The organism is Arthrobacter sp. NyZ413, assembly GCF_049390645.1.
Taxonomy (GTDB): domain Bacteria; phylum Actinomycetota; class Actinomycetes; order Actinomycetales; family Micrococcaceae; genus Arthrobacter.
Window position 1 is genome coordinate 3,631,792 of sequence record NZ_CP155434.1, and the last position, 22,569, is coordinate 3,654,360.

At 63.7% G+C, this 22,569-nt stretch carries 24 protein-coding genes; 10 read left to right on the top strand and 14 right to left on the bottom strand.

Annotation, left to right across the window (positions count from 1 at the left end):
* Positions 1 to 13 precede the first annotated feature (13 nt).
* From ABCW42_RS16960 to ABCW42_RS16970, 3 genes are all read left to right on the top strand, one after another.
* Complete coding sequence (locus tag ABCW42_RS16960) at positions 14 to 967, top strand: 1,4-dihydroxy-2-naphthoyl-CoA synthase (protein WP_423182289.1); 954 nt, start codon at positions 14 to 16, stop codon at positions 965 to 967.
* A gap of 10 nt (positions 968 to 977) precedes the next feature.
* Positions 978 to 2,111, top strand: coding sequence for an AMP-binding protein (locus ABCW42_RS16965; RefSeq protein WP_423182290.1), 1,134 nt, complete (start codon positions 978 to 980; stop codon positions 2,109 to 2,111).
* A 73-nt stretch (positions 2,112 to 2,184) separates the two neighbouring features.
* Positions 2,185 to 3,066, top strand: a complete 882-nt coding sequence (locus tag ABCW42_RS16970; protein ID WP_423182291.1) for a 1,4-dihydroxy-2-naphthoate polyprenyltransferase — start codon at positions 2,185 to 2,187, stop codon at positions 3,064 to 3,066.
* A 64-nt stretch (positions 3,067 to 3,130) separates the two neighbouring features.
* Here the strand turns inward: ABCW42_RS16970 and ABCW42_RS16975 are convergent, their stop codons facing one another.
* Entirely contained in the window at positions 3,131 to 3,442 is a 312-nt protein-coding gene (locus tag ABCW42_RS16975; protein WP_423184932.1) for a DUF4229 domain-containing protein, read from the bottom strand.
* 78 nt (positions 3,443 to 3,520) lie between these two features.
* Here ABCW42_RS16975 and ABCW42_RS16980 point away from each other — a divergent pair, with 78 nt between their 5' ends.
* A complete protein-coding gene (locus tag ABCW42_RS16980; protein ID WP_423182292.1) occupies positions 3,521 to 3,898 on the top strand; it encodes a PLD nuclease N-terminal domain-containing protein in 378 nt (125 codons plus the stop codon).
* 134 nt (positions 3,899 to 4,032) lie between these two features.
* On the opposite strand, the gene ccsB is transcribed toward ABCW42_RS16980, so the two are convergent.
* The 5 genes from ccsB to ABCW42_RS17005 all read right to left on the bottom strand — a co-directional run bounded on the left by ccsB (position 4,033) and on the right by ABCW42_RS17005 (position 8,974).
* The gene (gene ccsB, locus ABCW42_RS16985) at positions 4,033 to 5,106 is read right to left on the bottom strand and encodes a c-type cytochrome biogenesis protein CcsB (protein ID WP_423182293.1); all 1,074 of its coding nucleotides are present in this window, start codon (positions 5,104 to 5,106) and stop codon (positions 4,033 to 4,035) included.
* On the bottom strand, positions 5,106 to 6,704 hold the full coding sequence (gene resB, locus ABCW42_RS16990) for a cytochrome c biogenesis protein ResB (protein WP_423184933.1): 1,599 nt from the start codon (positions 6,702 to 6,704) through the stop codon (positions 5,106 to 5,108). Before resB ends, ccsB begins: the two co-directional genes overlap by 1 nt.
* 197 nt (positions 6,705 to 6,901) lie before the next feature.
* Complete coding sequence (locus ABCW42_RS16995) at positions 6,902 to 7,657, bottom strand: cytochrome c biogenesis CcdA family protein (RefSeq protein WP_423182294.1); 756 nt, start codon at positions 7,655 to 7,657, stop codon at positions 6,902 to 6,904.
* Between the two features lie 13 nt (positions 7,658 to 7,670).
* Positions 7,671 to 8,306 carry a TlpA family protein disulfide reductase gene (locus ABCW42_RS17000; protein ID WP_423184934.1) on the bottom strand — a complete coding sequence of 212 codons (636 nt, stop codon included), beginning with the start codon at positions 8,304 to 8,306 and terminating at the stop codon, positions 7,671 to 7,673.
* 2 nt (positions 8,307 to 8,308) lie between these two features.
* Positions 8,309 to 8,974: a histidine phosphatase family protein gene (locus ABCW42_RS17005; protein ID WP_423182295.1), complete on the bottom strand. Its 666-nt coding sequence runs from the start codon at positions 8,972 to 8,974 to the stop codon at positions 8,309 to 8,311.
* A 204-nt stretch (positions 8,975 to 9,178) separates the two neighbouring features.
* Here ABCW42_RS17005 and ABCW42_RS17010 point away from each other — a divergent pair, with 204 nt between their 5' ends.
* The 3 genes from ABCW42_RS17010 (at position 9,179) to ABCW42_RS17020 (ending at position 11,786) form a co-directional block, all read left to right on the top strand.
* Positions 9,179 to 9,727: a YceI family protein gene (locus tag ABCW42_RS17010; protein WP_423182296.1), complete on the top strand. Its 549-nt coding sequence runs from the start codon at positions 9,179 to 9,181 to the stop codon at positions 9,725 to 9,727.
* A 202-nt stretch (positions 9,728 to 9,929) separates the two neighbouring features.
* Positions 9,930 to 10,583, top strand: a complete 654-nt coding sequence (locus ABCW42_RS17015; RefSeq protein WP_423182297.1) for a hypothetical protein — start codon at positions 9,930 to 9,932, stop codon at positions 10,581 to 10,583.
* A gap of 303 nt (positions 10,584 to 10,886) precedes the next feature.
* A complete protein-coding gene (locus ABCW42_RS17020) occupies positions 10,887 to 11,786 on the top strand; it encodes a hypothetical protein (RefSeq protein WP_423182298.1) in 900 nt (299 codons plus the stop codon).
* Positions 11,787 to 11,839: 53 nt separating this feature from the next.
* On the opposite strand, the gene ABCW42_RS17025 is transcribed toward ABCW42_RS17020, so the two are convergent.
* Positions 11,840 to 12,547 carry a redox-sensing transcriptional repressor Rex gene (locus ABCW42_RS17025; protein WP_133205043.1) on the bottom strand — a complete coding sequence of 236 codons (708 nt, stop codon included), beginning with the start codon at positions 12,545 to 12,547 and terminating at the stop codon, positions 11,840 to 11,842.
* A gap of 50 nt (positions 12,548 to 12,597) precedes the next feature.
* Positions 12,598 to 12,852, bottom strand: coding sequence for a glutaredoxin family protein (locus ABCW42_RS17030; RefSeq protein ID WP_133205044.1), 255 nt, complete (start codon positions 12,850 to 12,852; stop codon positions 12,598 to 12,600).
* A gap of 141 nt (positions 12,853 to 12,993) precedes the next feature.
* Here ABCW42_RS17030 and ABCW42_RS17035 point away from each other — a divergent pair, with 141 nt between their 5' ends.
* Positions 12,994 to 13,812, top strand: coding sequence for an HAD family hydrolase (locus tag ABCW42_RS17035; RefSeq protein ID WP_423182299.1), 819 nt, complete (start codon positions 12,994 to 12,996; stop codon positions 13,810 to 13,812).
* Positions 13,813 to 14,017: 205 nt separating this feature from the next.
* Here the strand turns inward: ABCW42_RS17035 and ABCW42_RS17040 are convergent, their stop codons facing one another.
* The 3 genes from ABCW42_RS17040 to ABCW42_RS17050 all read right to left on the bottom strand — a co-directional run bounded on the left by ABCW42_RS17040 (position 14,018) and on the right by ABCW42_RS17050 (position 15,801).
* Positions 14,018 to 14,116 (bottom strand): 30S ribosomal protein bS22, encoded by a 99-nt coding sequence (locus ABCW42_RS17040; protein ID WP_003792170.1) that lies wholly within the window; start codon positions 14,114 to 14,116, stop codon positions 14,018 to 14,020.
* A 173-nt stretch (positions 14,117 to 14,289) separates the two neighbouring features.
* The gene (locus ABCW42_RS17045; RefSeq protein ID WP_133205046.1) at positions 14,290 to 14,502 is read right to left on the bottom strand and encodes a helix-turn-helix domain-containing protein; all 213 of its coding nucleotides are present in this window, start codon (positions 14,500 to 14,502) and stop codon (positions 14,290 to 14,292) included.
* 159 nt (positions 14,503 to 14,661) lie between these two features.
* Entirely contained in the window at positions 14,662 to 15,801 is a 1,140-nt protein-coding gene (locus ABCW42_RS17050; RefSeq protein WP_423182300.1) for a 3-deoxy-7-phosphoheptulonate synthase, read from the bottom strand.
* 402 nt (positions 15,802 to 16,203) lie between these two features.
* On the opposite strand from ABCW42_RS17050, the gene ABCW42_RS17055 reads away from it, so the two are divergent.
* Positions 16,204 to 17,220: a LacI family DNA-binding transcriptional regulator gene (locus ABCW42_RS17055; protein WP_423182301.1), complete on the top strand. Its 1,017-nt coding sequence runs from the start codon at positions 16,204 to 16,206 to the stop codon at positions 17,218 to 17,220.
* On the opposite strand, the gene ABCW42_RS17060 is transcribed toward ABCW42_RS17055, so the two are convergent.
* Positions 17,210 to 17,968 carry a FadR/GntR family transcriptional regulator gene (locus tag ABCW42_RS17060; protein WP_423182302.1) on the bottom strand — a complete coding sequence of 253 codons (759 nt, stop codon included), beginning with the start codon at positions 17,966 to 17,968 and terminating at the stop codon, positions 17,210 to 17,212. The two genes, ABCW42_RS17055 and ABCW42_RS17060, sit on opposite strands and share 11 nt — an antisense overlap.
* A 79-nt stretch (positions 17,969 to 18,047) precedes the next feature.
* Here ABCW42_RS17060 and ABCW42_RS17065 point away from each other — a divergent pair, with 79 nt between their 5' ends.
* The gene (locus tag ABCW42_RS17065; RefSeq protein WP_423184935.1) at positions 18,048 to 19,367 is read left to right on the top strand and encodes an alpha-hydroxy acid oxidase; all 1,320 of its coding nucleotides are present in this window, start codon (positions 18,048 to 18,050) and stop codon (positions 19,365 to 19,367) included.
* 29 nt (positions 19,368 to 19,396) lie between these two features.
* Here the strand turns inward: ABCW42_RS17065 and gdhA are convergent, their stop codons facing one another.
* Positions 19,397 to 20,734 (bottom strand): NADP-specific glutamate dehydrogenase, encoded by a 1,338-nt coding sequence (gene gdhA, locus ABCW42_RS17070; RefSeq protein ID WP_423182303.1) that lies wholly within the window; start codon positions 20,732 to 20,734, stop codon positions 19,397 to 19,399.
* A gap of 1,149 nt (positions 20,735 to 21,883) precedes the next feature.
* Positions 21,884 to 22,474: an ArsR/SmtB family transcription factor gene (locus tag ABCW42_RS17075; protein WP_423182304.1), complete on the bottom strand. Its 591-nt coding sequence runs from the start codon at positions 22,472 to 22,474 to the stop codon at positions 21,884 to 21,886.
* Positions 22,475 to 22,569 lie beyond the last annotated feature (95 nt).

The following is a 22,569-nucleotide window of genomic DNA, read 5'->3' on the forward strand; positions in this document are numbered from 1 at the left end:
CTAGACTCGGAGGGTGAACACCGACTTCCCCGCCAAGGTCTCCGACGTCTTCGACCCCTCGCGCTGGCGAACAGTATCCGGCTTCGACGACTTCCAGGACATGACCTACCACCGGCAAGTGGAACGCTACGCCGACGGCTCCGTGAAGCGTGACCTTCCCACGGTCCGGATCGCGTTCAACCGCCCGGAAGTCCGCAATGCCTTCCGTCCGGGCACCGTGGACGAGCTCTACCGCGCCATGGACCACGCCCGGATGACTCCGGACGTGGCAACGGTCCTCCTGACGGGCAACGGCCCCTCCCCCAAGGACGGCGGCCATTCGTTCTGTTCGGGCGGAGACCAGCGGATCCGCGGGCGGGACGGGTACCGCTATGCCGACGGCGAGACACAGGAAACCATCGACCCCGCCCGCGCCGGCCGACTACACATCCTGGAGGTCCAGCGGCTCATGCGGACCATGCCCAAGGTGGTCATCGCCGTCGTCAACGGTTGGGCCGCGGGCGGCGGGCACTCGCTGCACGTCGTCTCGGACCTCACCATCGCCTCCCGCGAGTATGGCAAGTTCAAGCAGACGGACGCCACCGTGGGAAGTTTCGACGCCGGATACGGCTCGGCGTTGCTCGCGCGCCAGATCGGGCAGAAAGCCGCGCGCGAAATCTTCTTCCTCGCCCGCGAATATTCCGCGGAGGACATGGTCCGCATGGGCGCGGTCAACGAAGCGGTGGACCACGAACGGCTCGAGGAAGTCGCCTTGGAGTACGCCGCCGATATCGCCCGCCAGTCTCCCCAGGCCATCCGGATGCTGAAATTCGCCTTCAACCTGGCCGACGACGGCCTGGCCGGCCAACAGGTTTTCGCGGGCGAGGCGACGCGCCTGGCTTACATGACGGACGAAGCCGTGGAGGGCAAGGAAGCCTTCCTCGAAAAGCGCGATCCGGACTGGTCCAGCTTCCCCTACTACTTCTAGGAGATCCGCCATGGACATCGATCCCGTCCTCAAAGCCCTCGCCGCAGCCCTCCACGGTGAGGGTCCCGCCGTCGAAATCATCGTCTCCGCGGACGGCGCACCGCACGCCATCGCGGTGCCGACGCCCGGTTTCGAAGACGCCGCGGTAGTGGTCCGCACCTCCGGTTCCACCGGCACGCCCAAGGCCACGGTGCTTGGCGTGGAGGAGCTTGCCGCCTCGTCGATGGCCACCGCCATGGCACTCCGGGGCGAAGGGCAGTGGCTGCTCGCCCTCCCGTTGCAGTTCGTCGCAGGGGTCCAGGTGCTGGTGCGTTCACTTTTCGCCGGCACGCGGCCGTGGGTCATGGACCTTTCGGGCGGCTTCACCCCGGAAGCTTTCACCACGGCGGCGGAAGAACTCACGGACACCACCCGTTTCACGGCATTGGTACCCACCCAATTGCAGCGGCTCCTCGACTCGCCCTCACCCGAAACGCTCGCGGTCCTCCGCCGTTTCAACGGCATCCTCCTCGGCGGCGCGCCCGCGTCAGCGGCCCTTCTGGGCGCCGCCAAGGATGCTGGACTCAAGGTGGTGAGCACCTACGGCTCCGCCGAGACGTGCGGCGGCTGCGTGTACGATGGCACTCCGCTGGAAGGCGTCCAAGTGCGGATCGACGACGACGGCCGAATCCTTTTGGGTGGCGATACCGTGGCTTCGGGCTATTTGGACGCGCCTGAGGCGAGTGCAGGCGCCTTCTTCGAGGAAGACGGCGTCCGCTGGTACCGGACCAACGACCTCGGCGAGCTCAGCGCCGACGGCACCCTCACCGTGCTCGGCCGCGCCGACGACGTCATCGTCACCGGCGGCGTCAAAGCCTCCGCCGCGTTCATCCAGGCAGAGCTGGAAAAGCTCGACGGCGTCACGGCGGCTTTCGTGGCAGGCGTGCCTTCGCGTGAATGGGGCCAGGCTGTGGCGGCTTACGTCGCGGTCGAGGACAGCTCTGCCGAAAGCATCGAAAGCTACAAGGCCCGCAGCCAGGACGTGCTTGGCACCCTCGCCCCCAAGACCATCCTGACCACCGACGGGCTCATCATGCTTCCCAACGGCAAGCCCGACCGCCTGGCCATGATCGAACTTCTCACCGAGGTGCATCAGGGAGAATAGATAAGTTCTCTCCTGCGTCAACAACTTTCGCCCCCAACGCGAACACCCTGCGAATCAACACGAGGTACTCAACGTGGCAACAGCTGCACAATGGATCCAAGGCGCCCGATTGCGCACACTGCCGGCCGCGATCGCGCCGGTGCTGATCGGCACCGCGGCCGCCTATGAACTGCAGTCCTTCAGAGTCCTGAACGCCATCCTCGCCGCGTTGGTGGCCCTTCTCCTCCAAATCGGCGTCAACTACGCCAACGACTACTCCGACGGCATCCGTGGCACCGATGAGGACCGCGTGGGGCCGCTGCGGCTGGTCGGTTCGGGTGTGGCCCGTCCGGAACACGTCAAATGGGCCGCGTTCGGCGCCTTTGGCCTGGCGATGGCATTCGGGTTGGTCTTGGTGATCATCACCCAGGCGTGGTGGCTGATCCTGGTGGGCGTCGGCTGCGTCCTGGCCGCCTGGGGGTACACCGGCGGGAAGAACCCGTACGGCTACATGGGCCTCGGCGACCTCTTCGTATTCGTTTTCTTCGGCCTCGTGGCAACGCTCGGCACCACCTACACCCAGGCCGGGCAGGTGAGCCTCCCGGCCGTCATCGGTGCGATCGGAACCGGGCTGATCGCCTGCGCCTTGCTCATGGCCAACAACGTCCGCGACATCCCGACCGATACAGCCGCAGGTAAACGGACCCTGGCTGTCCGGCTCGGCGATCGTCACGCTCGCGAAAGCTACGTCCTGATGCTGGCAGTTGCGATCTTGCTGGTGGTGGTCCTGGCACCCACCAGGCCGTGGATGCTGATCGTGCTCCTGCTGATCCCGGCCTGCCTCATGCCGGCATGGCTCATGGTCAACGGTCGCAAGCGCAAGAGCCTCATCCCGGTACTCAAGCAGACCGGCTTGATCAACCTTGGATTCAGCGTGCTGTTCTCGCTCGGCCTGGTGCTGAGCCACGGCTTCTAGAACGCCCGCTGCCCGGTCCCAGGGAATACGGGCCTAGGCTTCCTTGGGACGGCGGTCGTCGGGCCTAGGCTTCCTTGGGCCGGCGGTCGTTTTCCACCTTGACCTCGGGGTTTTCATCCACGATCCGGTCTTCGATATCGGCGTCTTCGATCTCCAGCGCAGAGCGGATGGGCTTGGCGCGGCCGGAGAAGCGCTCGCGCATTGATGCCGTGGCGTCGTCGCGCTGCTTCTTGAAGAACAGGAAGCTGATGGCGAAAGCTATCAGCCCGGCATAGATCGCCGCCAGCAACAAACCGATGTGGAGGAGGGCGAACACCACGAAGAGCGGCAGGAAGAGCCCAAGGCGGATCAAGGAGTACTTAATGAAAGGCACCAGGCAAGTTTACCGTCACAGCCTGATTGCACCCTGATGGTGGAACTACCGCCATCAGCTCCGACGACTAGACTTGACGTTATGCTCCGCGTAGTTGCCGTTGTGGTCGTCTTGCTCGTGTACGTCTATGGCCTGGTGGACGTCATCCGCACGGACCGCCGCGAGACTCGCGCAATTTCCAAAACAGCCTGGTTCCTCGTCGTTTTCCTGCTGCCGATCCTCGGCACGGTCTTGTGGTTCCTCCTGGGCCGCCCCTACGCCAACCGCGCTTACACCCAGCCGGTGAGCCATACAACGGCTCCCGACGACGACCCCGAGTTCCTGCGGAACCTTGAGGCCCGCCGTCGCAACCAGGCCGAAGCCGAGCGCCTCAAGAAGCTCAAGGCCGAACTCGACGCCAAGGAACGCAAGCTCAAGGACGGCAAGAACGCCGAGGACAGCGGCGACGTCAGCAACTAACGCTTCTTCCTGACCTCTTGTGAAACGGGAACGACGGCGGCACGCCCACCGAAGCGGGGTGTCGCCGTCGTTCTTTGCTCAAAAAGGGTCAGGAACAGCTCAAAACGGGTCAGGAACACGGGAGACCTGGAAACTTAGGACGGCAGCCCCGAGTATGAGTGCAGTCCGTTGAAGAACACGTTCACCACCGTGAAGTTGAAGATCACGCACAGGTAGCCCGTAATCGACAGCCATGCCGCGCGGGTTCCCGTCCAGCCGCGGGTGGCACGGGCGTGCAGGTAGCCCGCGTAGACCACCCAGATCACGAAGGTCCAGACTTCCTTGGTGTCCCAGCCCCAGAAGCGACCCCAGGCTTTCTCGGCCCAGATGGCGCCGAACATGAGGGTGAAGGTCCAGCCCACGAATCCCACGGTGTTGATGCGGTAGGACAGGTTTTCGAGGCTCAGCGCATTCGGTACGAGCCGCATGAAGCCAAGCTTGTCCACCCCGCCGGCCGCCAAGGTTTTCTGCCGATGCGATTGCAGCAACTGCAGGGCTGACATGGCAAATGTCAAAGTGAACAGGGACGCGGACATCACGGCGATGGAGACGTGGATGACCAACCAGTAGCTTTGCAGTGCCGGAACAAGGTGACCTACCGGGGTCCAGTAGGTCACGGACGCGGCCACCATCATGATCACGGCGAGGCCCAGCACGAAGGTGCCCAGGAACCGCAGGTCGCGGCGGATGAGCGAAAGAAGGAAGACCGCGACCACCAGGAACGCACCCGTGGTCAGGAACTCGTACATGTTCCCCCACGGCACACGGCCCGCGCCGATAGCGCGGGTGATCACACCGGCCGCATGGATCGCCACACCGATGATGGCGACTGCCACGGCCGCACGGGCCGGAACGCGGCGCTCAGCGGCGTACTTCATGTCGCCGCCCGCGGTCTGGCTGACGGACTCAACGGCCGACGTCGGACGCTCGGCACGGCCGGCCGGCCCACCGACGTCGTTGCCACCGGCCCGGCCAGCCGCAACCCGAACCTTGGCCTCGGCGGCGACCGACGAAGCGGCCGAGGCCGCCTTGAGGTCTACCGCCCGCAGCGTCTTGCTGCTCTTGGCGAGGTCCCACGCGAACGCGATGAACGCCACCGTATACGTGCCGGCCGCGAGCAGCATGAACAGCTCGCTGTATTGGCCCATGGTTTCGTTGATGGGGAACATTACTGGTCCTTCGAGGTTGAGGAAGAAACGGTGTCGGTGGGTTGCTCGTCGGAGGAGAACCATTCACGGTGGAGCTGTTCGCGGATCGCGGCCGCCTCTCCAGCAAGCCTATGGTCTTCACCGCGGGCAAGGAGGCCGTACTCCACCATTGTGCGCCCATCCTCGTGGGTTCCGGTCCGCACCCAAACGCGTCGGCGGTTGAGGAACAGCGAAAGCAGCAGGCCTGCGACGGCGAGCAGGGCGAACACCAAGGCGCCGGACTGGCCAGGGTTGTGGTGGATGTCGATACCTATGTACTTCTTGACGCCGTCGAACGTGATGCTTCCCTTGCCGCCCGGCAGGGTGTAGGTGCCGCCCGGAGCGAGCGCGATGGCCTTCTGGGCCAGGCCGCGGCCATTGAGCGGAGTCAGCTTGGACACATCGAGCTCGAAGACGTTCTGCGGGGCACCCTTGTTCAGCCCGAGGTCGCCATAGTACGAGTTGAGGTTCAACTGCGGGTTGACGAGTTCGGGATCGCCGCTGTAGGACACACCCTGGTCTGTCTCCATCGCCGTGGGCAGGAAGAAGCCCGCGAAGCCGAGCTGATCGGGCTTCGCGTCGGGAACCTTAATGACCACCGAAGAGTAGTAGTTGTCACCCTGCAGCTTGGCCACCACGGGACCTTGCAACGCAACGTTTCCCGCACCATCGCGGACGGTGACCACCGGGGCGTACCCGTTGCCGGTGAGGTAGATGCTGGTGTCGCCGAGCATCACGGGATCGTTGACCTTGAGGGTTTGCTGCTTGGCCTGCGCGTTCGGAGATTCCTTCGTGGTGACCGCGGCGGTGTAGTCGATCGGTTGGCCGAAGTGGGACGGCGATTCGCGGTCGAACGTAGCATCGAACTTGTTCAGCTGGATGGAGTAGGGCTCCAGCCAGCTGCTTTGGAAGTTGGTTCCGGGGCTGAACTGGTCATAGCCGACCAGTGTGTTCACGAACGTGTCGCCTTCCACCAGGATGCGCTGGCCGCTGTACCCGAACAGCCCGCCGATCGCCACGGAAACCAGTACACCGATCAACGACGTGTGGAAGACCAGGTTTCCCACTTCCTTGAGGAAGCCGCGTTCGGCACCCAGGGACGGCAGCGCGCCGTCGAGGTCGCGTACTTCCACCCGGTAGCCGCGCTTCTTCAGTACGGCGGCGGCGTCCTGGATAGCCTTCGACGCCGGGATCCCGGCTTCGGCGGGGAGCACAAGGGTTCCGTACTCCGGGAGTCGCGACAACCGCTTGGGCGTCCGCGGCGGCTGGGAGCGCATGGCCTTGTAGTGCGCGATTGCCCGGGGCGTCACGCAACCGATCAAGGAGATGAACAGCAGGATGTAGATCGCCGAGAACCAGACCGACGAGTAGACGTCGTACAGCTGCACGGAATCCAGGATCTTGCCGTAGTCCGGGTGGTCCTGGATGTACTGCGTGACGATTGCGGGGTTCGCGGGCCGCTGCGGGAACAGCGAACCCGGAACGGCGGCGACGGCCAGCAGGAGCAGGAGGAACAACGCAGTGCGCATGCTGGTCAGCTGGGTCCACGCCCAACGCAGCATGCCCTTGATGCCGAGCATCGGCAGTGCCGCCTCGGCTTTGGCCTTGTCCACTGCCTTCGCCGCGGCTTTGTCGGCCTTGGCTTTCGCCTTGTCCTTGGCGGGTTTGCCGGCGGTTTTGCCAGCGGTTTTGCCGTCGGTTTTGGCAGCGGCTTCGCCGCCGTCCAGTTTCGTGGCGGACGTGGGGGAATTCTCTTTACCTTGCACAGGCTCGCTCATCAGATCGGCAACTTCACATCGGTTTGGAACCAGTACTGCAATTCGGTGACCCAGGCGCTCCACAGTCCGGTGGCCATCAAGAGTCCCAGAAGGATCAGGATGCCCCCGCCTGCCCTCTGGATGGCCAGGCGGTGCTTGCGGAAGAAGGACAGGACGCCTATCCCCCTGCGGACTGCGATGGCGATCAGGAGGAACGGAATGCCCAGGCCGAGGCTGTAGACAAACGCCAGCAGGGCCCCTTTCGTGGCGGAGGACCCGCCCGAGAGGCTCAGCAACTGGACGGCTGAATAGGTGGGGCCGATACATGGCGCCCAGCCGAGGCCGAAGGTGATCCCCAGCAAAGGCGCACCCCACAGGCCGGCCGGCGGCTTGGCGTGGATCTTGGCGTCACGCTGCAACCACCCGAAACCGCCCAGGAAAACCACGCCCATGATGATCACCAAGAGGCCCAGTATTTGGGTGATCCACGTATTTTGGCGGCCCGTGATGAGGGTGCCCAGCTGGCCGAACGCGCCGCCGAACAGGACGAAGACCACGGAGAAACCGAGGACGAAGAGTCCGATTCCGGCGAGCATGCGCCCGCGCTTCTGTTTCTGGAGGTCGACGCCGGTCAGCCCGGTCACGTAGCCGAGGTAACCGGGAACCAAGGGAAGGACGCAGGGCGAGAGGAACGAGACGAAGCCCGCCAGCAAGGCCACGGGGATGGCCAGCAGCAAGGATCCGCTCAGGATGGTCTCGGCGAAGGGGCTATTCACGTTGTCCGGGCACCTACTCGGCAACCGCTGAGGTAATGAGCGCCTTCAAGGTGCCCTTTTCGATTTCACCCAGCACGCGGGAGGCAACCTTGCCTTCCTTGTCGAGCACCAAAGTAGTGGGCACCGCTCCCGGCGGGACGATGCCGGACACGGACAACAGCACGGCTCCGTCCTGGTCATTGAAGCTCGGGTAGCTGAGGTTGAAGGTCTTGTCGAACGCGTCAGCCGTGGCTTTCTCGTCCCGGAGGTTGACGCCGTAGAACTGGACGCCCTGAGGCTTGAACTCTTGGTGGAGCTCCTCGAGGATGGGCGCCTCGACCCGGCACGGTGCGCACGCGGCAAACCAGAAGTTCAGGACGGTCACCTTGCCCACGAAGTCCTGCGGAGTCACCGCGGTTCCGTCGAATAGCGTGCCCTTGATGTTCACCGGCGCCTTGCGGTCTGCCTTGGCGAACTCCGTCACTGAACCGTCTCCTGCGACGTAGTTCTTGTTGTCGCCGGCTTTTGCCTGCTTCGCGAGGTCGTCCTGCTGGGCGCACCCGGACAGCCCGACGGTGAGCGCGGCGATCGCCGCTCCCCCGGCGGCGAGGATGCTTCGGCGCGATGCCAGGGCGGAATTCATGGTCTTGCGGTTGGCGTTTCGGTCCATCGTCATGCTCCGGGCGTACTCGCGGCGCCGGGCAGCAGCACAGCGGCCGGTTCGGTGTAGTCGACCCGCGCAACCTTGCCGCCGTCGTCGAACACCAACGACGTCAAAGAGGTGAGGGTGCATTGGCGCCTGCGGGGGTCATGCCAAAGCGGCCGGCCTTCGGCGGCGAGCCGGGTGGCGTAAATGGGAAGCTGGTGGCTCACCAGGATGGCTTCGGCGCCATCGCCGCCAAGCTCAATCGCCTTCAGGCGGGCGTCGTCGACGGCGGCACGCACCCGGGCGGCCTGCTCCTTGTACGGTTCGCCCCAGGACGGGCGGAGCGGATTGCGGTATTCGAACCAGTGCTTGGGCTTGATGAACTCGGAAATGGTGGCGTGCAGTCCTTGGAAGTGGTTTTCGGCCTCGATGATCCTCGGCTCCGTGTGGATCCTGAGGCTCAGCGCCTGGGACGTAGGCAGCGCGGTTTCCTGCGCCCGCGTGAGCGGCGAGGAAGCGAGGTAGACGATGTTGGCACCCTGCGCGGCCCGTGCGGCGAAGTGGTCCGCGAGCATCTGCGCCATTTGACGGCCGCGGTCGGAGAGGTGGAACTCAGGCAACCGACCGTACAAAATGGCGTCGGGATTGAAGACCTCGCCATGGCGGAGCAGATGGACAGTTGCTTGGGGCATGTTTACCAGTTTCTCAAAGAAGGCGGTCGATCTGAAATCTTCTACATTTCGTAGAACCGAAACTTTCACGTAAAAGTTCCCTGAAGGTGGAATAAAAGATGCATTTGCATGTTTATACTGGACACAAGGTTCGGTTGACACTTCAACCAAAGCGAGGCCGAACGTCCGACGAAGCTACAACCACACCTTCCTTAGGAGAACGCCATGACTCTTCCCGCCAACGTCACCACCGGAACCTGGACCCTCGACAACTCCCACAGCGAGATCGGCTTCACCGTCCGCCACGCCGGCATCAGCAAGGTCCGCGGCCAGTTCACCGAAGCCGAAGCCACCCTTGAACTTGGCGGCAGCCTCGCCGATTCGAAGGTCAACGCCAGCATCCAGACCAACAGCTTCAACTCGGGCGACGTCAACCGCGACGGCCACGTCAAGGGCGAGGACTTCTTCGACGTGGAGAAGTTCCCCGAGATCACGTTCGTCTCCCGCCACGTCAAGGCCAACGGCGACAGCTTCGACCTCGTCGGCGACCTGACCATCAAGGGCGTTACCAAAGAGGTCGCCATCGAGACCGAATTCAACGGCGTGGCCGTTGACCCCTTCGGCAACACCCGCGCGGGCGTTTCCGGCGAAACCACCATCAGCCGCAAGGAATTCGGCCTCACCTGGAACGCAGTACTCGAAGCCGGCGGCGTGCTGGTCAGCGACAAGGTTGTCATCAACCTCGAACTGGCCTTCATCGCACCCGCCGCCTAAGTCCCGCACGACCGGCCGGCTAGCCAAAGCCACCGCTGAATGGCACCTTCGGGGCAGCACACCAAGCAGTGTGCAGCCTCGAAGGCGCCATTTCGTCTCTTGCGGAATCACCCGCCAATTGTTCGCCTAAAACCCGATGCTTAGCAGCGAATTGGCCAAGAATTTCCTAGGAATCCTTAAACCTCAGGTCTACAGTGAAGCCATGAGTAACCCAAACGAAGCTCCACAGCCTCAGCAGCCCGGCAATGTCCCTCCTGCGGGTTACCAACCTCCGCAGGAATACCAAGCACCTCCGTCATACCAGGCTCCACCGTCCTACCAGGCACCGCCGTCGTACCAGCAACCGGCACCCGGTAGTGCGCAGGCAGCTTATGGCGTCCCCCTCTCGGGCCGTGACAACACGCCTCCCGCGGGACTCGGGTACGCAGCACCTGCGAGGAACACTTTCGGCCTCGACTTCAACAACATCGCCCAGCGCTTCCGCGACACCACCGGCGTCCCGCAGCAATTGACCATTTCCTACTGGCTTTGGATTGCGGCGGCCGTCCTGGGCATCCTGCTCAGCATCGTGAACGTCGGCATCATTTCCAGCCAACTCGGCGGAGTCTTCATCGGGGCCGCGATCACTGGCCTGGTCTTCGGAATCATCTTCGCCGCGTTTTACGTCTTCTGCGCCATCCGGCTGAAGGAAGGTGCCCGCTGGGCCCGGATCGTCCTCACCGTGCTTGGCGCCTTCGCCCTCATCGGACTTTTCGGCCAAATGATCACGGGCAACCTGAGCTTCATTGGATCGGCTGCCGCCGTTGCGGCCGCCGTCCTCATGTGGCTCCCCGAGTCCCGGAAGCACTTCCTGTAGCAAGCACATCCTTTTAGCAAGCACGGCACTCAAGCTGAAGGCCGCGGTGTCCCCGGGGGGACGCCGCGGCCTTCCTTATTCCTACATACCGTTGGGGCCTTTGACCCCCTGCGGGGCGCGGCCGGGCGTAGTCAGGCGCCTGCAGACCGCGCCTTATCCGGCACCTTCCCCACGCAGGCAGAATTCTTTGCACGAATCCGCCCGCGTGCTCTGCCCCCGGGGTACGGTGGACTTAAGCCGAGCTGGGGGCAGGGCACGTTGCACCCGGCAGCCGTATCTGCAGTCGACATGCAAAGGAATGCCATGAGCACCCCTCCGTATCCGCCGTCCACTCCGGGCGAGAACCCCGAGCCCGAGCAGCCGAAGTACGGCCAACAGGCACCGCAGAATGGGCAACAGACTCCGCAGAACGGGCAACCTTCCGCCCCGCAGTACGGTCAGCAGGCTCCCCAGTACGGGCAACAAGCACCCCAGTACGGCCAGCAAGCTCCCCAGTACGGCCAGCAATCGCCATACGGACAGCAGTCCTCGGGCCAGCCCCAGTACGGACAACAGGCTCCCCAATACGGACAACCGTCCGCTCCCCAATACGGCCAGAATGCCCCATTTGGCCAGAATGCCCCATACGGCCAAGGTAGTCAGTACGGCCAAGGCGGGCAGCCGTCCGCGCCGCAGTACGGCCAAGGTGCCCAATACGGCCAGGGCGCCCCGTGGCCGAGCCAATTGCCGGCCCGGACGTCCGGCGTGCCCCAGCTCGTGAACATCTCCTTCTGGCTCATCATCGCGGCCGGCGTCCTGACCCTGATCGGAATTCCGTTCGAGATCGCGGTGTTCAACTCCCCCGAGGGCAAGAGCATGATCGACCAAGCCCTGTCCGCCCGGGGCACCAGTACCTCCGGCGTGGACACCAACAGCATCATCGGCGTCATCACCACTGTCACCGTCATTTTCTCGGTGATCTTCGCCGGGCTCTACGCCTTGGTTGCGTTCAAGGTGCGCAAGGGCAAGAACTGGGCCCGCATCCTGGGGACCGTTTTCGCCGCTCTTTCGCTGTTTGGACTAACTCAGCTCGGCTTGGGCACCATCACGATCCTCTTGGGCGTCGCCGCGATCGTCCTGTTGTACCTGCCGGGCTCGGCACCGTACTTCCGGAAGGCGCAACCATTCGCCAACCCCTACGGACAGGGTCCGTACGGCCGCTAGGCATCCTCGAAGCCTGACAAGAACGCGAACACGGGCGCAGTCCCGGCTTGGCCCTAGAGCGCCTGGCCCGGGGTCTGCGCCCGTTGTGCGTGATAGGCGAGGATCTGCAGTTCGGTGGCCATGTCCACTTTGCGCAGGTTCACGTGCGGCGGGACTTGCAAGAGCACGGGGGCGAAACTGAGGATGCTGCGGATGCCGGCATTGATGACCCTGTCACAAACGTCCTGGGCAACCGCGGCGGGCAACGCCAGAACCACCATGTTGGTGCCGGTCCGCTGCAGGACCAATTCGAGGTTCGCGGCGTCGCTGACCCGCAACCATCCGACTTCGTTCCCGATGACCATGGGGTCCGCGTCAAGGATCGCGACGACGTCGAAACCCCGCGACTCGAATCCCCCGTACCGGGCCAGGGCCTTGCCCAGGTTACCGGCGCCTACGATTGCGACCTTCCAGTCGTGCGTCAGGCCGAGCGCGGCCGCGATGTGCCGGCTCAGGTACTGGACCTCGTATCCCACGCCGCGGGTTCCATACGATCCGACATACGAGAGGTCCTTGCGAAGAGTGGACGAACTCACGCCGGACGCTTCCGCCAACGCATCGGAAGAAACACGTTCAACACCTTCGGCAAGGAGCGAATTCAGCGCGCGCAAATAGAGCGTCATCCGGGCCACGGCCGCGGGCGGTATCTGCTTGGAAGCAGAGTCCTTGTCCCCGGGCACAGCCTCGGCGGACGGTTCCAGCGCAGTCACGTTCTTCTCCATTGCGTTGCTTTGTTTCCCACTCTATTGCCAACAAAGCACCGGGCGCATGTTCAGGCGGCCAAGGCCTTCTTGAGCACCCTCTCCAATCGCGCCTCATCGATTTTCCAAAAATCGCGCTGGATTCCATCCACGAAAACCACCGGAATCTCTTCCGCATACTGCTCGCGAAGTGCCGGGTCTGCGTCGATGGACTGTTCAGTCCACCCAAGCCCGAGGCTGGATGTGACGCGCTCGACGGCGGCACGCGCCGCGGTGCACAGGTGGCAGTCAGCTTTGGTGAGGAGTACGACGTCGGGATGTGGCATGTTTCAAAGGTAACCGGGCGTTGCGCCAGCGTCGAACACGGCCGCGGGCCAGGCGGCCAGGCCGCCGTCGGGCTCTGTCCAAAAAGTCCGACGCGACCACGCTGGACGGCAGCGGGCCAGGCAAGTGACTAGACTCGTGGCATGCCCGACGAGAAGAACGCCGCTGTGGCCACCGCGCCGGCTGCCACGCAGCAACACGGCGAAGCCGCATTCTTCGACGTCGATAACACGCTGATGAAGGGCGCCAGCCTCTTCCATGTGGCCCGGAAGATGTACGAACGGAAGGCGTTCACACTCACCCAGGCCGCCGGCTTCGCATGGAAACAATTCAAGTTCGTCTTGCGCGGCGAAAACATGGAGGACGTCCATGCCGTTCGGGATTCTGCCCTGACCCTCGCGGCCGGGATCAAAGTTTCCGAAATTACGGCGCTGGGCGAAGAAGTCTACGACGAAATGATCGAGTCCCGGATCTGGCCGGGAACCAAGGCCTTGGCCGAACAGCACCTGCGCGTCGGGCGGAAAGTCTGGCTGGTGACCGCCACTCCAATCGAGGTTGCCAGCGTGATTTCCACCCGCCTTGGCCTGACGGGCGCCCTGGGTACCGTGGGTGAAATCAAGGACGGCGCCTTTACCGGCAAGCTTGTGGGCGAAATCCTGCACGGAACCGCCAAGGCAGTCGCGGTGCAGGGCGTCGCGGACCGGGATGGCCTGGACCTCAGCCGCTGCTGGGCATACAGCGATTCGCACAACGACATCCCCCTGCTGACCCTGGTAGGCCACCCTGTGTGCATCAATCCGGATGCCCGGCTGCGCCGCCATGCCAGGGAGAACAACTGGCCCGTCTACGACTTCCGCTCAGGCCGACGCGCTGCCACCTTCGGCCTCAAGGCTGCCACCGTGGGCGGCGCAGTGTATGGATTGTGGCGCGGATTCTCGAAATTCCGCGGGCCGCGCCTCTAGCCTTCGCCCCTCCCGCGACGCGCATCCGGTTTCCCGACGCCAAGAATGCCTTTCGCACTAGGAATTCCCGTGTCGAAAGTCATTCCCCGCGTCGCCAACCAAGTCCCGCGTCGCCAGCCAAGACCCGCCATCGCCAGCCCGGCCCCCACGCAAAAATGCCCGCCACCTCAAAAGGCGACGGGCATTTACGCTTTGTGAAGTATTTCTACTTCTTGTTGCGGCGCTGGTGGCGAGTCTTGCGAAGCAGCTTGCGGTGCTTCTTCTTGGCCATACGCTTGCGGCGCTTCTTAATAACTGAACCCACGAAAGTTCCTTACCAACTAGATGAAAGGTCCTGTCTGTTGGAAAAGGTCCGCGGACAGAGCAGCAGACTAAACAACTGACAGATTCTTACAATGACGTAAAACGTTCCTTAACAGGGTACCGCCTATCGAGGGCACCCAATGACCGTTGGCCCCGGCCGGGAACCAGCAGGACCTAAGCGGTCTCCGAGTTTCCATCGACCACTGCACCCTTGAGGTACTGGTCAACTGCTTCTTCGGGGACACGGAATGACCGCCCGAAACGGACGGCCGGCATGTCACCCGAGTGGACCAGGCGGTACACGGTCATTTTGGAAACCCGGAGGACTTCGGCAACCTCAGCCACGGTCATGAACCGCGCGTTCGAGAAGTTGGTCTCTGCGGACATTCTCCATATTCCTTTGCTCTCAGCGATAGACGGCGAACCCCAGCATTCATAACCTGGTGTGCCGATGCTGAGCCATCAAACAACCATGTGCTAGATACTCTAGAGGCTGCTGGTACCAAAGTGAAAGTCTTTCGGCTGAGAGTCCGCAGATCAGAACCGCTAGGCCGCGGCTCCCAAACGGCGTTTCCGCGAGGATGCCGCGAGCTGGTCCAGGACGGACACCGTCACGTCCCATTCCATGCAGGCGTCGGTGACGCTTTGGCCGTACACGAGCGGCTGGTCGCCCAGCGCCTGCCGCTCGACGTCGAGGTTCTGCGCCCCGCCCACAAGGAAACTCTCCAGCATGACGCCGGCAATCGCCGTCGTCGGATCCGCTTCCAGCTGGGCGCCGATTTCCAAGGCGACTTCCGCTTGGCGGTGGTGGCTCTTGCCGCTGTTGGCGTGGCTCGCATCAACGATCAGCCGCGGGTTCAGCCCCTTCGCGGAGAGCTTCTCCGTGGCCGCTGCGACGTCGTCGGCAGAGTAGTTGGGGCCTTTGCGTCCGCCACGCAGGATCACGTGGGTATCCGGGTTGCCGGCGGTCGCCACGAGGGCGGCCCGGCCGTCACCGTCGATCCCGAGGAACGCCTGCGGCGCCGCGGACGCACCGCAAGCATCGATCGCTACCTGGAGGTCGCCGTCGGTCCCGTTCTTGAAGCCGATCGGCATGGAAAGCCCGGAAGCGAGCTGGCGGTGGATCTGGCTTTCGGTGGTACGGGCTCCGATGGCGCCCCAGGCCACGAGGTCCGCCATGTATTGGGGACTGATGGGCTCAAGGAATTCAGTAGCCGTCGGCAAGCCGAGGGCCGTGACCTGCCGGAGGAAGCCGCGGGCGGCACGGAGTCCCGCGGCGATGTCGTGGCTGCCGTCCAAGTGGGGATCGTTGATGAGGCCCTTCCAGCCGACTGTGGTGCGCGGCTTCTCGAAGTAGGCCCTCATGACGACCAGGAGGTCTTCCTTGTGCCGTTCGGCCTGGCTGACCAACCGGCGGGCGTATTCCAGGCCGGCCTTCGGATCGTGGATGGAGCATGGGCCCACGATGACCAGGAGGCGGTCATCCACGCCGTCCATGATGGCCCGCACTCCGTCACGTCCGCGTTCGACGACGGCAGAAGACTTCGCGTCCAGCGGCAGTTCGGCGATGAGCTCCTGCGGGGACGGCAGCGGTTCGAAGCGGCTGACGCGCAGGTTCGACGTCGATTGTGCTGCCGGGTTTTCGTCGAGGCGGTGTGTGTCGGGCTCTGCGGCGATGCTGGTCATGAAAGGGGTCCTGTCCTGAAGAGGAGCGGACCCTGCTCAGAGCCCGCCTGGAAATGGCGAAGGGCAGAGAATCATCTCTGCCCTGTTGGCTCTGGAGGATTGTTGGATGCGTGTCAGTTAGACGCGGGCCCCTCCAGAGCCAACGAAAAATACGCATACCAACGCTTAGTCATAGGCACACCATAGCGCCCGGCATTGCTCCCGGCAAAATCGCGTCCGCGTGGCCGATGCGCGACGGCGGGTGGCCGGCCGCCGTCGCTATCTTCCACATGAGCGTCCGGCGCCGGGTCCGAAATGCAACGACATCAAGGGAAAACGTTTCCCGGCTCGCTATAAACTCATGTCAGAACAAAAGTCGCCGCCCCGACCCGGGCGCGGCAACGGCCTTCCGGAAAGGAAACCATGGCAGGCAGGGCAACGACGCGGCGGGTGGGCATCGCCGATGTGGCATCCATGGCCGGCGTCTCGCATGCCACCGTTTCCCGCGTCATGAACGGTAACACCACGGTGGACGCCGTTATCGCCGAGCGCGTCCGCGCCGCGGCCAAGGAACTGAAGTACAAGCCGAATCCCGTGGGCCGAAGCCTCGCCCTGGGAAAGACGGACACCATCGGCATCGTGGTTCCGGACTTGTCCAACCCAACGTTCCAAGCCATCCTCCGTGGGCTCAGCATCGCCGCAGCCCGCGACGGGTACCGTGTCCTGATCGCAGATTCTTCCGAGGTCAGGAGCGAAGAGGCCATCCTCGCGAGCGAAGCCAGGCGTCGGTGCGACGGCGTGGTGCTTTGCGCTCCCCGCATGAGCGACGCCGAACTTGAGGAACTTGCCCCCACGCTCCATCCGCTCGTCCTCATCAACCGGACCACCGATTCCGTCCCCACGCCAAGCCTCGTGGTGGACTACGGCAAGGGAATCCAGGAGCTCGCTGCCCACCTTGTTGAGCTCGGCCACCGCAAACTCGCTTACCTGACCGGCCCGGACCGCAGCGCCTCCAACGTCCAGCGGCTCCGGGGCCTTGAAAAGTTCAAGCTCGAATATCCAGGCATCGACCTCCAGTACTTGCCGGGAGGAAACACGTACGACGCCGGATTCGAGTCAAGCGACGTTGTCGCCGCGTGCGGGGCCACAGGAATCCTCGTGTTCAACGACGTCGCAGCGATGGGCCTCCTCAGCGGGCTCAATGAACGCGGAATCCGGGTGCCGGAAGACCTGTCCCTCACAGGCTTCGACGACATGCCTTTTGCCCGGTACACGATGCCGCCCTTGACCACCGCCGCGGTGCCCATCTCGGACCTCGGCGACCTTGCATGGCGCCGAATGCGTGACCAGATCCAGAGCAATGACGCCGCGACCCCCACCAACTACTTCCCGCCGCGGATCGAACTCAGGGGCAGCACGGCCCCACCGGTCACGCGGTAGTTTCCGCGCGGCTCGTTGAACCGGCGGCGCTCGTTGAACCGGCGCGGGCCGGGGCTTCCGCAGGATTCTGTCCCAGCCCCGCCTCCCGGTAGTACCCCTCGATGTGGGCCGCCACCAGCCCAGCCGCCCGGCCGCCGTCGTGATGGTTCACGGCCGCCAGGATGGCGCGGTGCTCGCGCCGCAAGCGGTCCGCAGTGGTGTCCCAGTCCGGCAGGTTTGAGGTGAGGGCAGCCGCGTAGCCCTCGATCGCTTCCCGCAACGACCCCATGATGGCGCTCACCACTGCATTCCCCGCGGCTTCGGCCAGCGACAAATGGAAGGCGACGTCCAGGGCGAGGAAGTCGTCGACGGCGGTGCTCGCGTCCATCCGGTCCAGGAGCCTTCCGGCTTCCAACAGTTCCGGGGCGTCGGCGCGGGCACGGGACACCGCCCAGGATTCGAGCAGGATCCGGGTCTGGACGATGTCCGCCACCGGCAAATGCTGCGTGGCGACGTGCAGGCGCAGCGCCGAACCAAGGGCCGTGGCCGGTTCCGCGATCACTACCGTTCCGGCATCCTTCCCGGAGCCGACGCCTGCCCGCACCACGCCCATTGCCTCGAGGATCCTGATGGCCTCGCGCACCGAAGTCCGCGAGACTTCCAGTTTTTCGGCCAGCGCCCGCTCCGCGGGAAGGCGTCCGCCGAGGACCAAGTGGCCATCGGACAGTTGCTTCTCGATCCACGCCAGGACGAGCTCGTGCGTTCTCATGGATAAATAGTAGTTGATGTGGTTGGACCACATGGAATAGAGTGTGGTCCAACCACACGTTGCGACTCCGGAGACCACCATGACGCAGACCGCCCAGCCCACCTCCACTCCCCCTGGCGGCACCCCTGCCGCGCCGAACGCGCAGCCCCGCGCCGCCGTCGCCGGGCTCCCTCCCGCGCTCAAGCGCCGGATCCCCAAATACTCGGACCTCGCCCCGCTCATGAAATTCAAGAAGCCGGAATTCAGCAACGCCGCCAGGCTTCGCCGCGCTTCCACCATTTGGGAACTCCGCGACCTTGCAAAGCGCCGCACGCCGCAGGCACCGTTCGACTACACCGACGGCGCCGCCGAAGCGGAAATCACCCTGCGACGCGCACGCCGGGCCTTCGAGGACATCGAATTCCGCCCGGGCATCCTGCGGGACGTCTCCAACATCGATCTCCGCACCAAGATCCTGGACAAGGAATCCGCCCTCCCGTTCGGAATCGCGCCCACGGGCTTCACGCGTATGATGCAGTCCGAAGGTGAGTACGCGGGCTCGCAAGCCGCCGAGGCCGCCGGCATTCCGTACACGTTGTCCACCATGGGGACCGCTTCCATCGAGGACGTGGCGGCAGCCGCGCCGAACGGGCGGAACTGGTTCCAGCTGTACTTGTGGACGGACCGGGACCGCTCGCTGGAACTCATCGAGCGCGCCGCCAAGGCCGGAAACGATACCCTCATGGTCACGGTGGACACCGCCGTCGCGGGCGCCCGCCTGCGGGACGTGCGCAACGGCATGACCATTCCCCCGGCACTGACCGTGAAGACCGTACTGGACGCGTCGTACCGTCCCGCCTGGTGGTTCAACTTCCTCACGCACGAGCCACTGACCTTCGCCTCGCTCTCGCGTTACACCGGCACAGTGGCAGACCTCATCAACTCGATGTTCGATCCCACCCTGACCTTCGACGACCTCGACTGGCTGCGCGAAACATGGAAGGGAAAGCTCGTGGTCAAAGGCATCCAGACGGTCGAGGACGCGCGCAAGGTAGTGGATCACGGGGCGGACGGCGTGGTCATTTCCAATCATGGCGGCCGCCAACTGGACCGGGCACCGATCCCCTTGCACCTCGTCCCCGACGTCGCTGCCGCGCTGGCTGCGGACAACAGCAACGCCGCGATCATCCTCGACACGGGCATCATGAGCGGGGCCGACATCATCGCTGGTTTGGCCCTCGGCGCTGACTTCGCGCTGATCGGCCGCGCCTACCTCTATGGGCTCATGGCAGGTGGCCGGGCCGGCGTGGACCGCACTATCCAGATCCTGGAAAAGGACATGGCCCGCACCATGGCCTTGCTGGGGGTTACCAAGCTTTCGGAACTCAACCCGGACCACGTGCGGCTCCTGCAGCACTAGCTCGGGTGGGCGCGCGTGCGATGGGTGGGCTAGATGAGGCCCTGCGCCAACATGGCGTCGGCGACCTTCACGAAGCCGCCGATGTTCGCACCCAGGACATAATTGCCCGGCGCGCCATATTCCTCCGCGGTTTCGGCACAACGATCGTGGATGCCCACCATGATTTCCGTAAGGCGTGCTTCTGTGTATTCGAAGGACCAGGAATCGCGGCTGGCGTTCTGCTGCATTTCCAACGCCGACGTCGCCACACCACCGGCGTTGGCTGCCTTGCCCGGGGCAAACAGGATGCCCGCGTCCTGGAAAACGGCAACGGCTTCACGGGTGGAGGGCATGTTGGCGCCTTCGGCGACTGCCAGCAGACCGTTGCTGACCAGCTTCGCCGCCGCGTCGCCGTCGAGCTCGTTTTGCGTCGCGCATGGCAACGCAACGGTGCCGTTGACGTCCCAGACCGAGCCGCCGGCCACATGGCTGGCGCCCCGGCGGCGCTCTGCGTATTCAGTGAGGCGCCCCCGTTCGACTTCCTTGATCTGGCGGAGCAGCGCGACGTCGATGCCGGCCTCGTCAATCACGTAGCCCGCGGAGTCGGAGCAGGCCACCACGGTCGCGCCAAGCGCCTGGGCTTTGGCGATGGCGTAGATGGCCACATTGCCCGAACCGGAGATCACGACGCGTTGGCCATCGAAGGACTGGCCCCTGGTTTTGAGCATCTCCTGCGCAAAGATGACCGTGCCGAAACCGGTGGCTTCCGGACGGACCAAGGAGCCGCCCCAAGAGATTCCCTTGCCAGTCAGCACGCCCGACTCGTAGCGGTTGGTGATGCGCTTGTACTGGCCGAACAGGTAGCCGATCTCGCGGCCTCCCACGCCGATGTCGCCGGCAGGAACGTCCGTGTATTCGCCGATATGGCGGTACAGCTCGGTCATGAAGGACTGGCAAAAGCGCATGATTTCAGCGTCGGAGCGGCCCCGCGGATCGAAGTCCGAGCCACCCTTGCCGCCACCGATCGGCATGCCCGTCAGCGCATTCTTGAAGATCTGTTCGAAGCCGAGGAACTTGACGATCCCCAAGTAGACCGAGGGGTGGAAGCGCAGTCCGCCCTTGTACGGGCCCAAGGCTGAATTGAACTCGACGCGGAAACCACGGTTGACGTGAACGCGTCCGGCGTCATCGGTCCACGGGACGCGGAAGATGATTTGGCGTTCCGGTTCGCACAGGCGCTCAAGGACAGCGCCTTCCAGGAATTCCGGGTGCCTGTCATGCACCGGGCCGAGGCTTTCAAAGACCTCGGTAACGGCCTGGTGAAATTCCAGCTCGCCCGGGTTCCGCGCCAAAACGGTGTCCCGGACTGCTTCCAGCCTCGAATCCATGTGACTCCCTACAACTTCTGCGCCGGACGGCGGGTCTGCGTACAATCCCGTCATGCTCGCATTAGTCGCGCGGCAGTTTCCATTCGAACCGATTACGACCAATCAGCCCCGGAGCGCATCCTCATGATCCGAAGGACCCCCTACGCGGGCCTCCGGCCGGGGCCCATTCACATTATTGCTTCCGGGATGTCGAATCGCCTCCCAATGAGTACGCGAATGGCCCAGACTAAAGGCTGATCTTCTAGCTCAACGCCCTTGTCCCCGTAAACTATGCCCGTTTCGCTGCCCACTGCATCGATGTCAAAAAGCCTGAGGATCTCGCTCACACGAAACTGATACTCGGTCGAGGTCATTTGGCGAGACGCGCGTACTGGAATTGTGCTGAGTTTACGCTCGACCTCAGCCTGGATGGATTCATTCACTTGGGCGGTTCACATTACTTCCGCACCAGTCGCTCACCGTCTCGATGTTTCCACTGCTTTCCACTCTCCAGTTCACCGTCCTGGTTCCATAGTTGAAGCCATGATTATATCCGCCGCCGTCCGTGTTGCGCAGGGCGGTGCCGGAATAGAACAGGACCGGTGCGCTGTACTGAGTCGTCAGGGATACCCATGCGACCTGACCCGTAGGGCAGCTGGGCGAGCCGCTGGCCCTCGTGGTTGCTGCCTGCGCGGGCATCGCGGATGCGGCTAGCAATGCCGTTGCCGCACAAATGCCAATCGTGCCGACTTTTCGAGTTTTCAATGCTTCCCCCTGAGCGTCCGGATGGGAATTTTCGATTCAAGCCCACCACTTGGTCTAAACGGTCCTGGAACTTCGAAAATGCCAAAACGTCATTCTCGCCTCCCGATAGTAAAGACGAATGGGACTTGGAAGAATAGACGATTTCGCAAGCGCGAACAAGATCTTTTGACAAACAGGTCAGAGGACTTTTTTGGAAATCCCTCAATCGATTTCTACTGGCCTCCTAGTGTCTTCGTGACATCGCGGCAAAGGGTCTGATGTATTTGTCAGCACTCAATTCACGCTCGAGACCACTCAAAACGTAGTTTCTACGTACTCAATTTCGGCTTTTTACCACTCAGCAGGTCCGGGAAATACCTCAGCAGAAGCCAATCGCGGCGCGACCGGGATCACCCCCGCTTGCCGCTACTTCTTCCGCCCGAACTTCGGCAGGTTGGGCAGGTTCGGCAGGTTCGCCAGGAGGTCGGCGGCTTTCGTGGCGGCGCGGCCCACGGTGCGGCCGATCTGTTGCGGAACGGTATCGTCAGCTCCCGCGGGAAGCTCGATGGCGACAGGGGCCGCATCAGCCAAGCGCCCGACGGCGGCGGCCGCCGGAAGCGCGACCAGCGGTTCGGCGTCGGGCTGGGTCAGCGCCTTCCGGGCCGGGGCGTGCGCGGAAACGCCGGTCTGCGCGGAAACACTCCGTGAGCGGGAGGTGGACTCCGGGGCGATTGCTTCGACGGCAGGCTTGGCCGGGCCGACGTCAAACGTCGCCAACCAGCTTGCGACGCCGGCAAGCGGCTTCGGATTCAAGGTGTAGTAGCGTTTTTGCCCTTGGGCCCGCATGCTGACGAGGTCTGCCTCGCGGAGTACTTTCAAATGCTTCGAAATGGTGGGCTGGCTCGCTGCGAGCTCCTCCACCAGTTCCCCCACAGCTTTGTCGCCGGAGCGGAGGGATACCAGGATTTCTCGCCGGGTTGCCTCCGCAATGACGGCAAATACGTCGTCAGTCACCATGACAACCACCCTAGCGACATATACGTCAAAAGGCATCAACTATTTCGAGTAGGTACCCGTAAGTGAATACACCGGTTCCGCGCATGCGTTGACCG

What these genes read in the sequence shown, in the direction of transcription:
- ABCW42_RS16965 (WP_423182290.1), top strand. Translation starts at nt 978, where the DNA reads ATGGACATCGATCCCGTCCTCAAAGCCCTCGCCGCAGCCCTCCACGGT.
- ABCW42_RS16980 (WP_423182292.1), top strand. Translation starts at nt 3,521, where the DNA reads ATGCTCCGCGTAGTTGCCGTTGTGGTCGTCTTGCTCGTGTACGTCTAT.
- ccsB (WP_423182293.1), bottom strand. Translation starts at nt 5,106, where the DNA reads ATGTTCCCCATCAACGAAACCATGGGCCAATACAGCGAGCTGTTCATG.
- resB (WP_423184933.1), bottom strand. Translation starts at nt 6,704, where the DNA reads ATGCTCGGCATCAAGGGCATGCTGCGTTGGGCGTGGACCCAGCTGACC.
- ABCW42_RS17000 (WP_423184934.1), bottom strand. Translation starts at nt 8,306, where the DNA reads ATGGACCGAAACGCCAACCGCAAGACCATGAATTCCGCCCTGGCATCG.
- ABCW42_RS17005 (WP_423182295.1), bottom strand. Translation starts at nt 8,974, where the DNA reads ATGCCCCAAGCAACTGTCCATCTGCTCCGCCATGGCGAGGTCTTCAAT.
- ABCW42_RS17010 (WP_423182296.1), top strand. Translation starts at nt 9,179, where the DNA reads ATGACTCTTCCCGCCAACGTCACCACCGGAACCTGGACCCTCGACAAC.
- ABCW42_RS17015 (WP_423182297.1), top strand. Translation starts at nt 9,930, where the DNA reads ATGAGTAACCCAAACGAAGCTCCACAGCCTCAGCAGCCCGGCAATGTC.
- ABCW42_RS17020 (WP_423182298.1), top strand. Translation starts at nt 10,887, where the DNA reads ATGAGCACCCCTCCGTATCCGCCGTCCACTCCGGGCGAGAACCCCGAG.
- ABCW42_RS17025 (WP_133205043.1), bottom strand. Translation starts at nt 12,547, where the DNA reads ATGGAGAAGAACGTGACTGCGCTGGAACCGTCCGCCGAGGCTGTGCCC.
- ABCW42_RS17030 (WP_133205044.1), bottom strand. Translation starts at nt 12,852, where the DNA reads ATGCCACATCCCGACGTCGTACTCCTCACCAAAGCTGACTGCCACCTG.
- ABCW42_RS17035 (WP_423182299.1), top strand. Translation starts at nt 12,994, where the DNA reads ATGCCCGACGAGAAGAACGCCGCTGTGGCCACCGCGCCGGCTGCCACG.
- ABCW42_RS17045 (WP_133205046.1), bottom strand. Translation starts at nt 14,502, where the DNA reads ATGTCCGCAGAGACCAACTTCTCGAACGCGCGGTTCATGACCGTGGCT.
- ABCW42_RS17050 (WP_423182300.1), bottom strand. Translation starts at nt 15,801, where the DNA reads ATGACCAGCATCGCCGCAGAGCCCGACACACACCGCCTCGACGAAAAC.
- ABCW42_RS17055 (WP_423182301.1), top strand. Translation starts at nt 16,204, where the DNA reads ATGGCAGGCAGGGCAACGACGCGGCGGGTGGGCATCGCCGATGTGGCA.
- ABCW42_RS17060 (WP_423182302.1), bottom strand. Translation starts at nt 17,968, where the DNA reads ATGAGAACGCACGAGCTCGTCCTGGCGTGGATCGAGAAGCAACTGTCC.
- ABCW42_RS17065 (WP_423184935.1), top strand. Translation starts at nt 18,048, where the DNA reads ATGACGCAGACCGCCCAGCCCACCTCCACTCCCCCTGGCGGCACCCCT.
- gdhA (WP_423182303.1), bottom strand. Translation starts at nt 20,734, where the DNA reads ATGGATTCGAGGCTGGAAGCAGTCCGGGACACCGTTTTGGCGCGGAAC.
- ABCW42_RS17075 (WP_423182304.1), bottom strand. Translation starts at nt 22,474, where the DNA reads ATGGTGACTGACGACGTATTTGCCGTCATTGCGGAGGCAACCCGGCGA.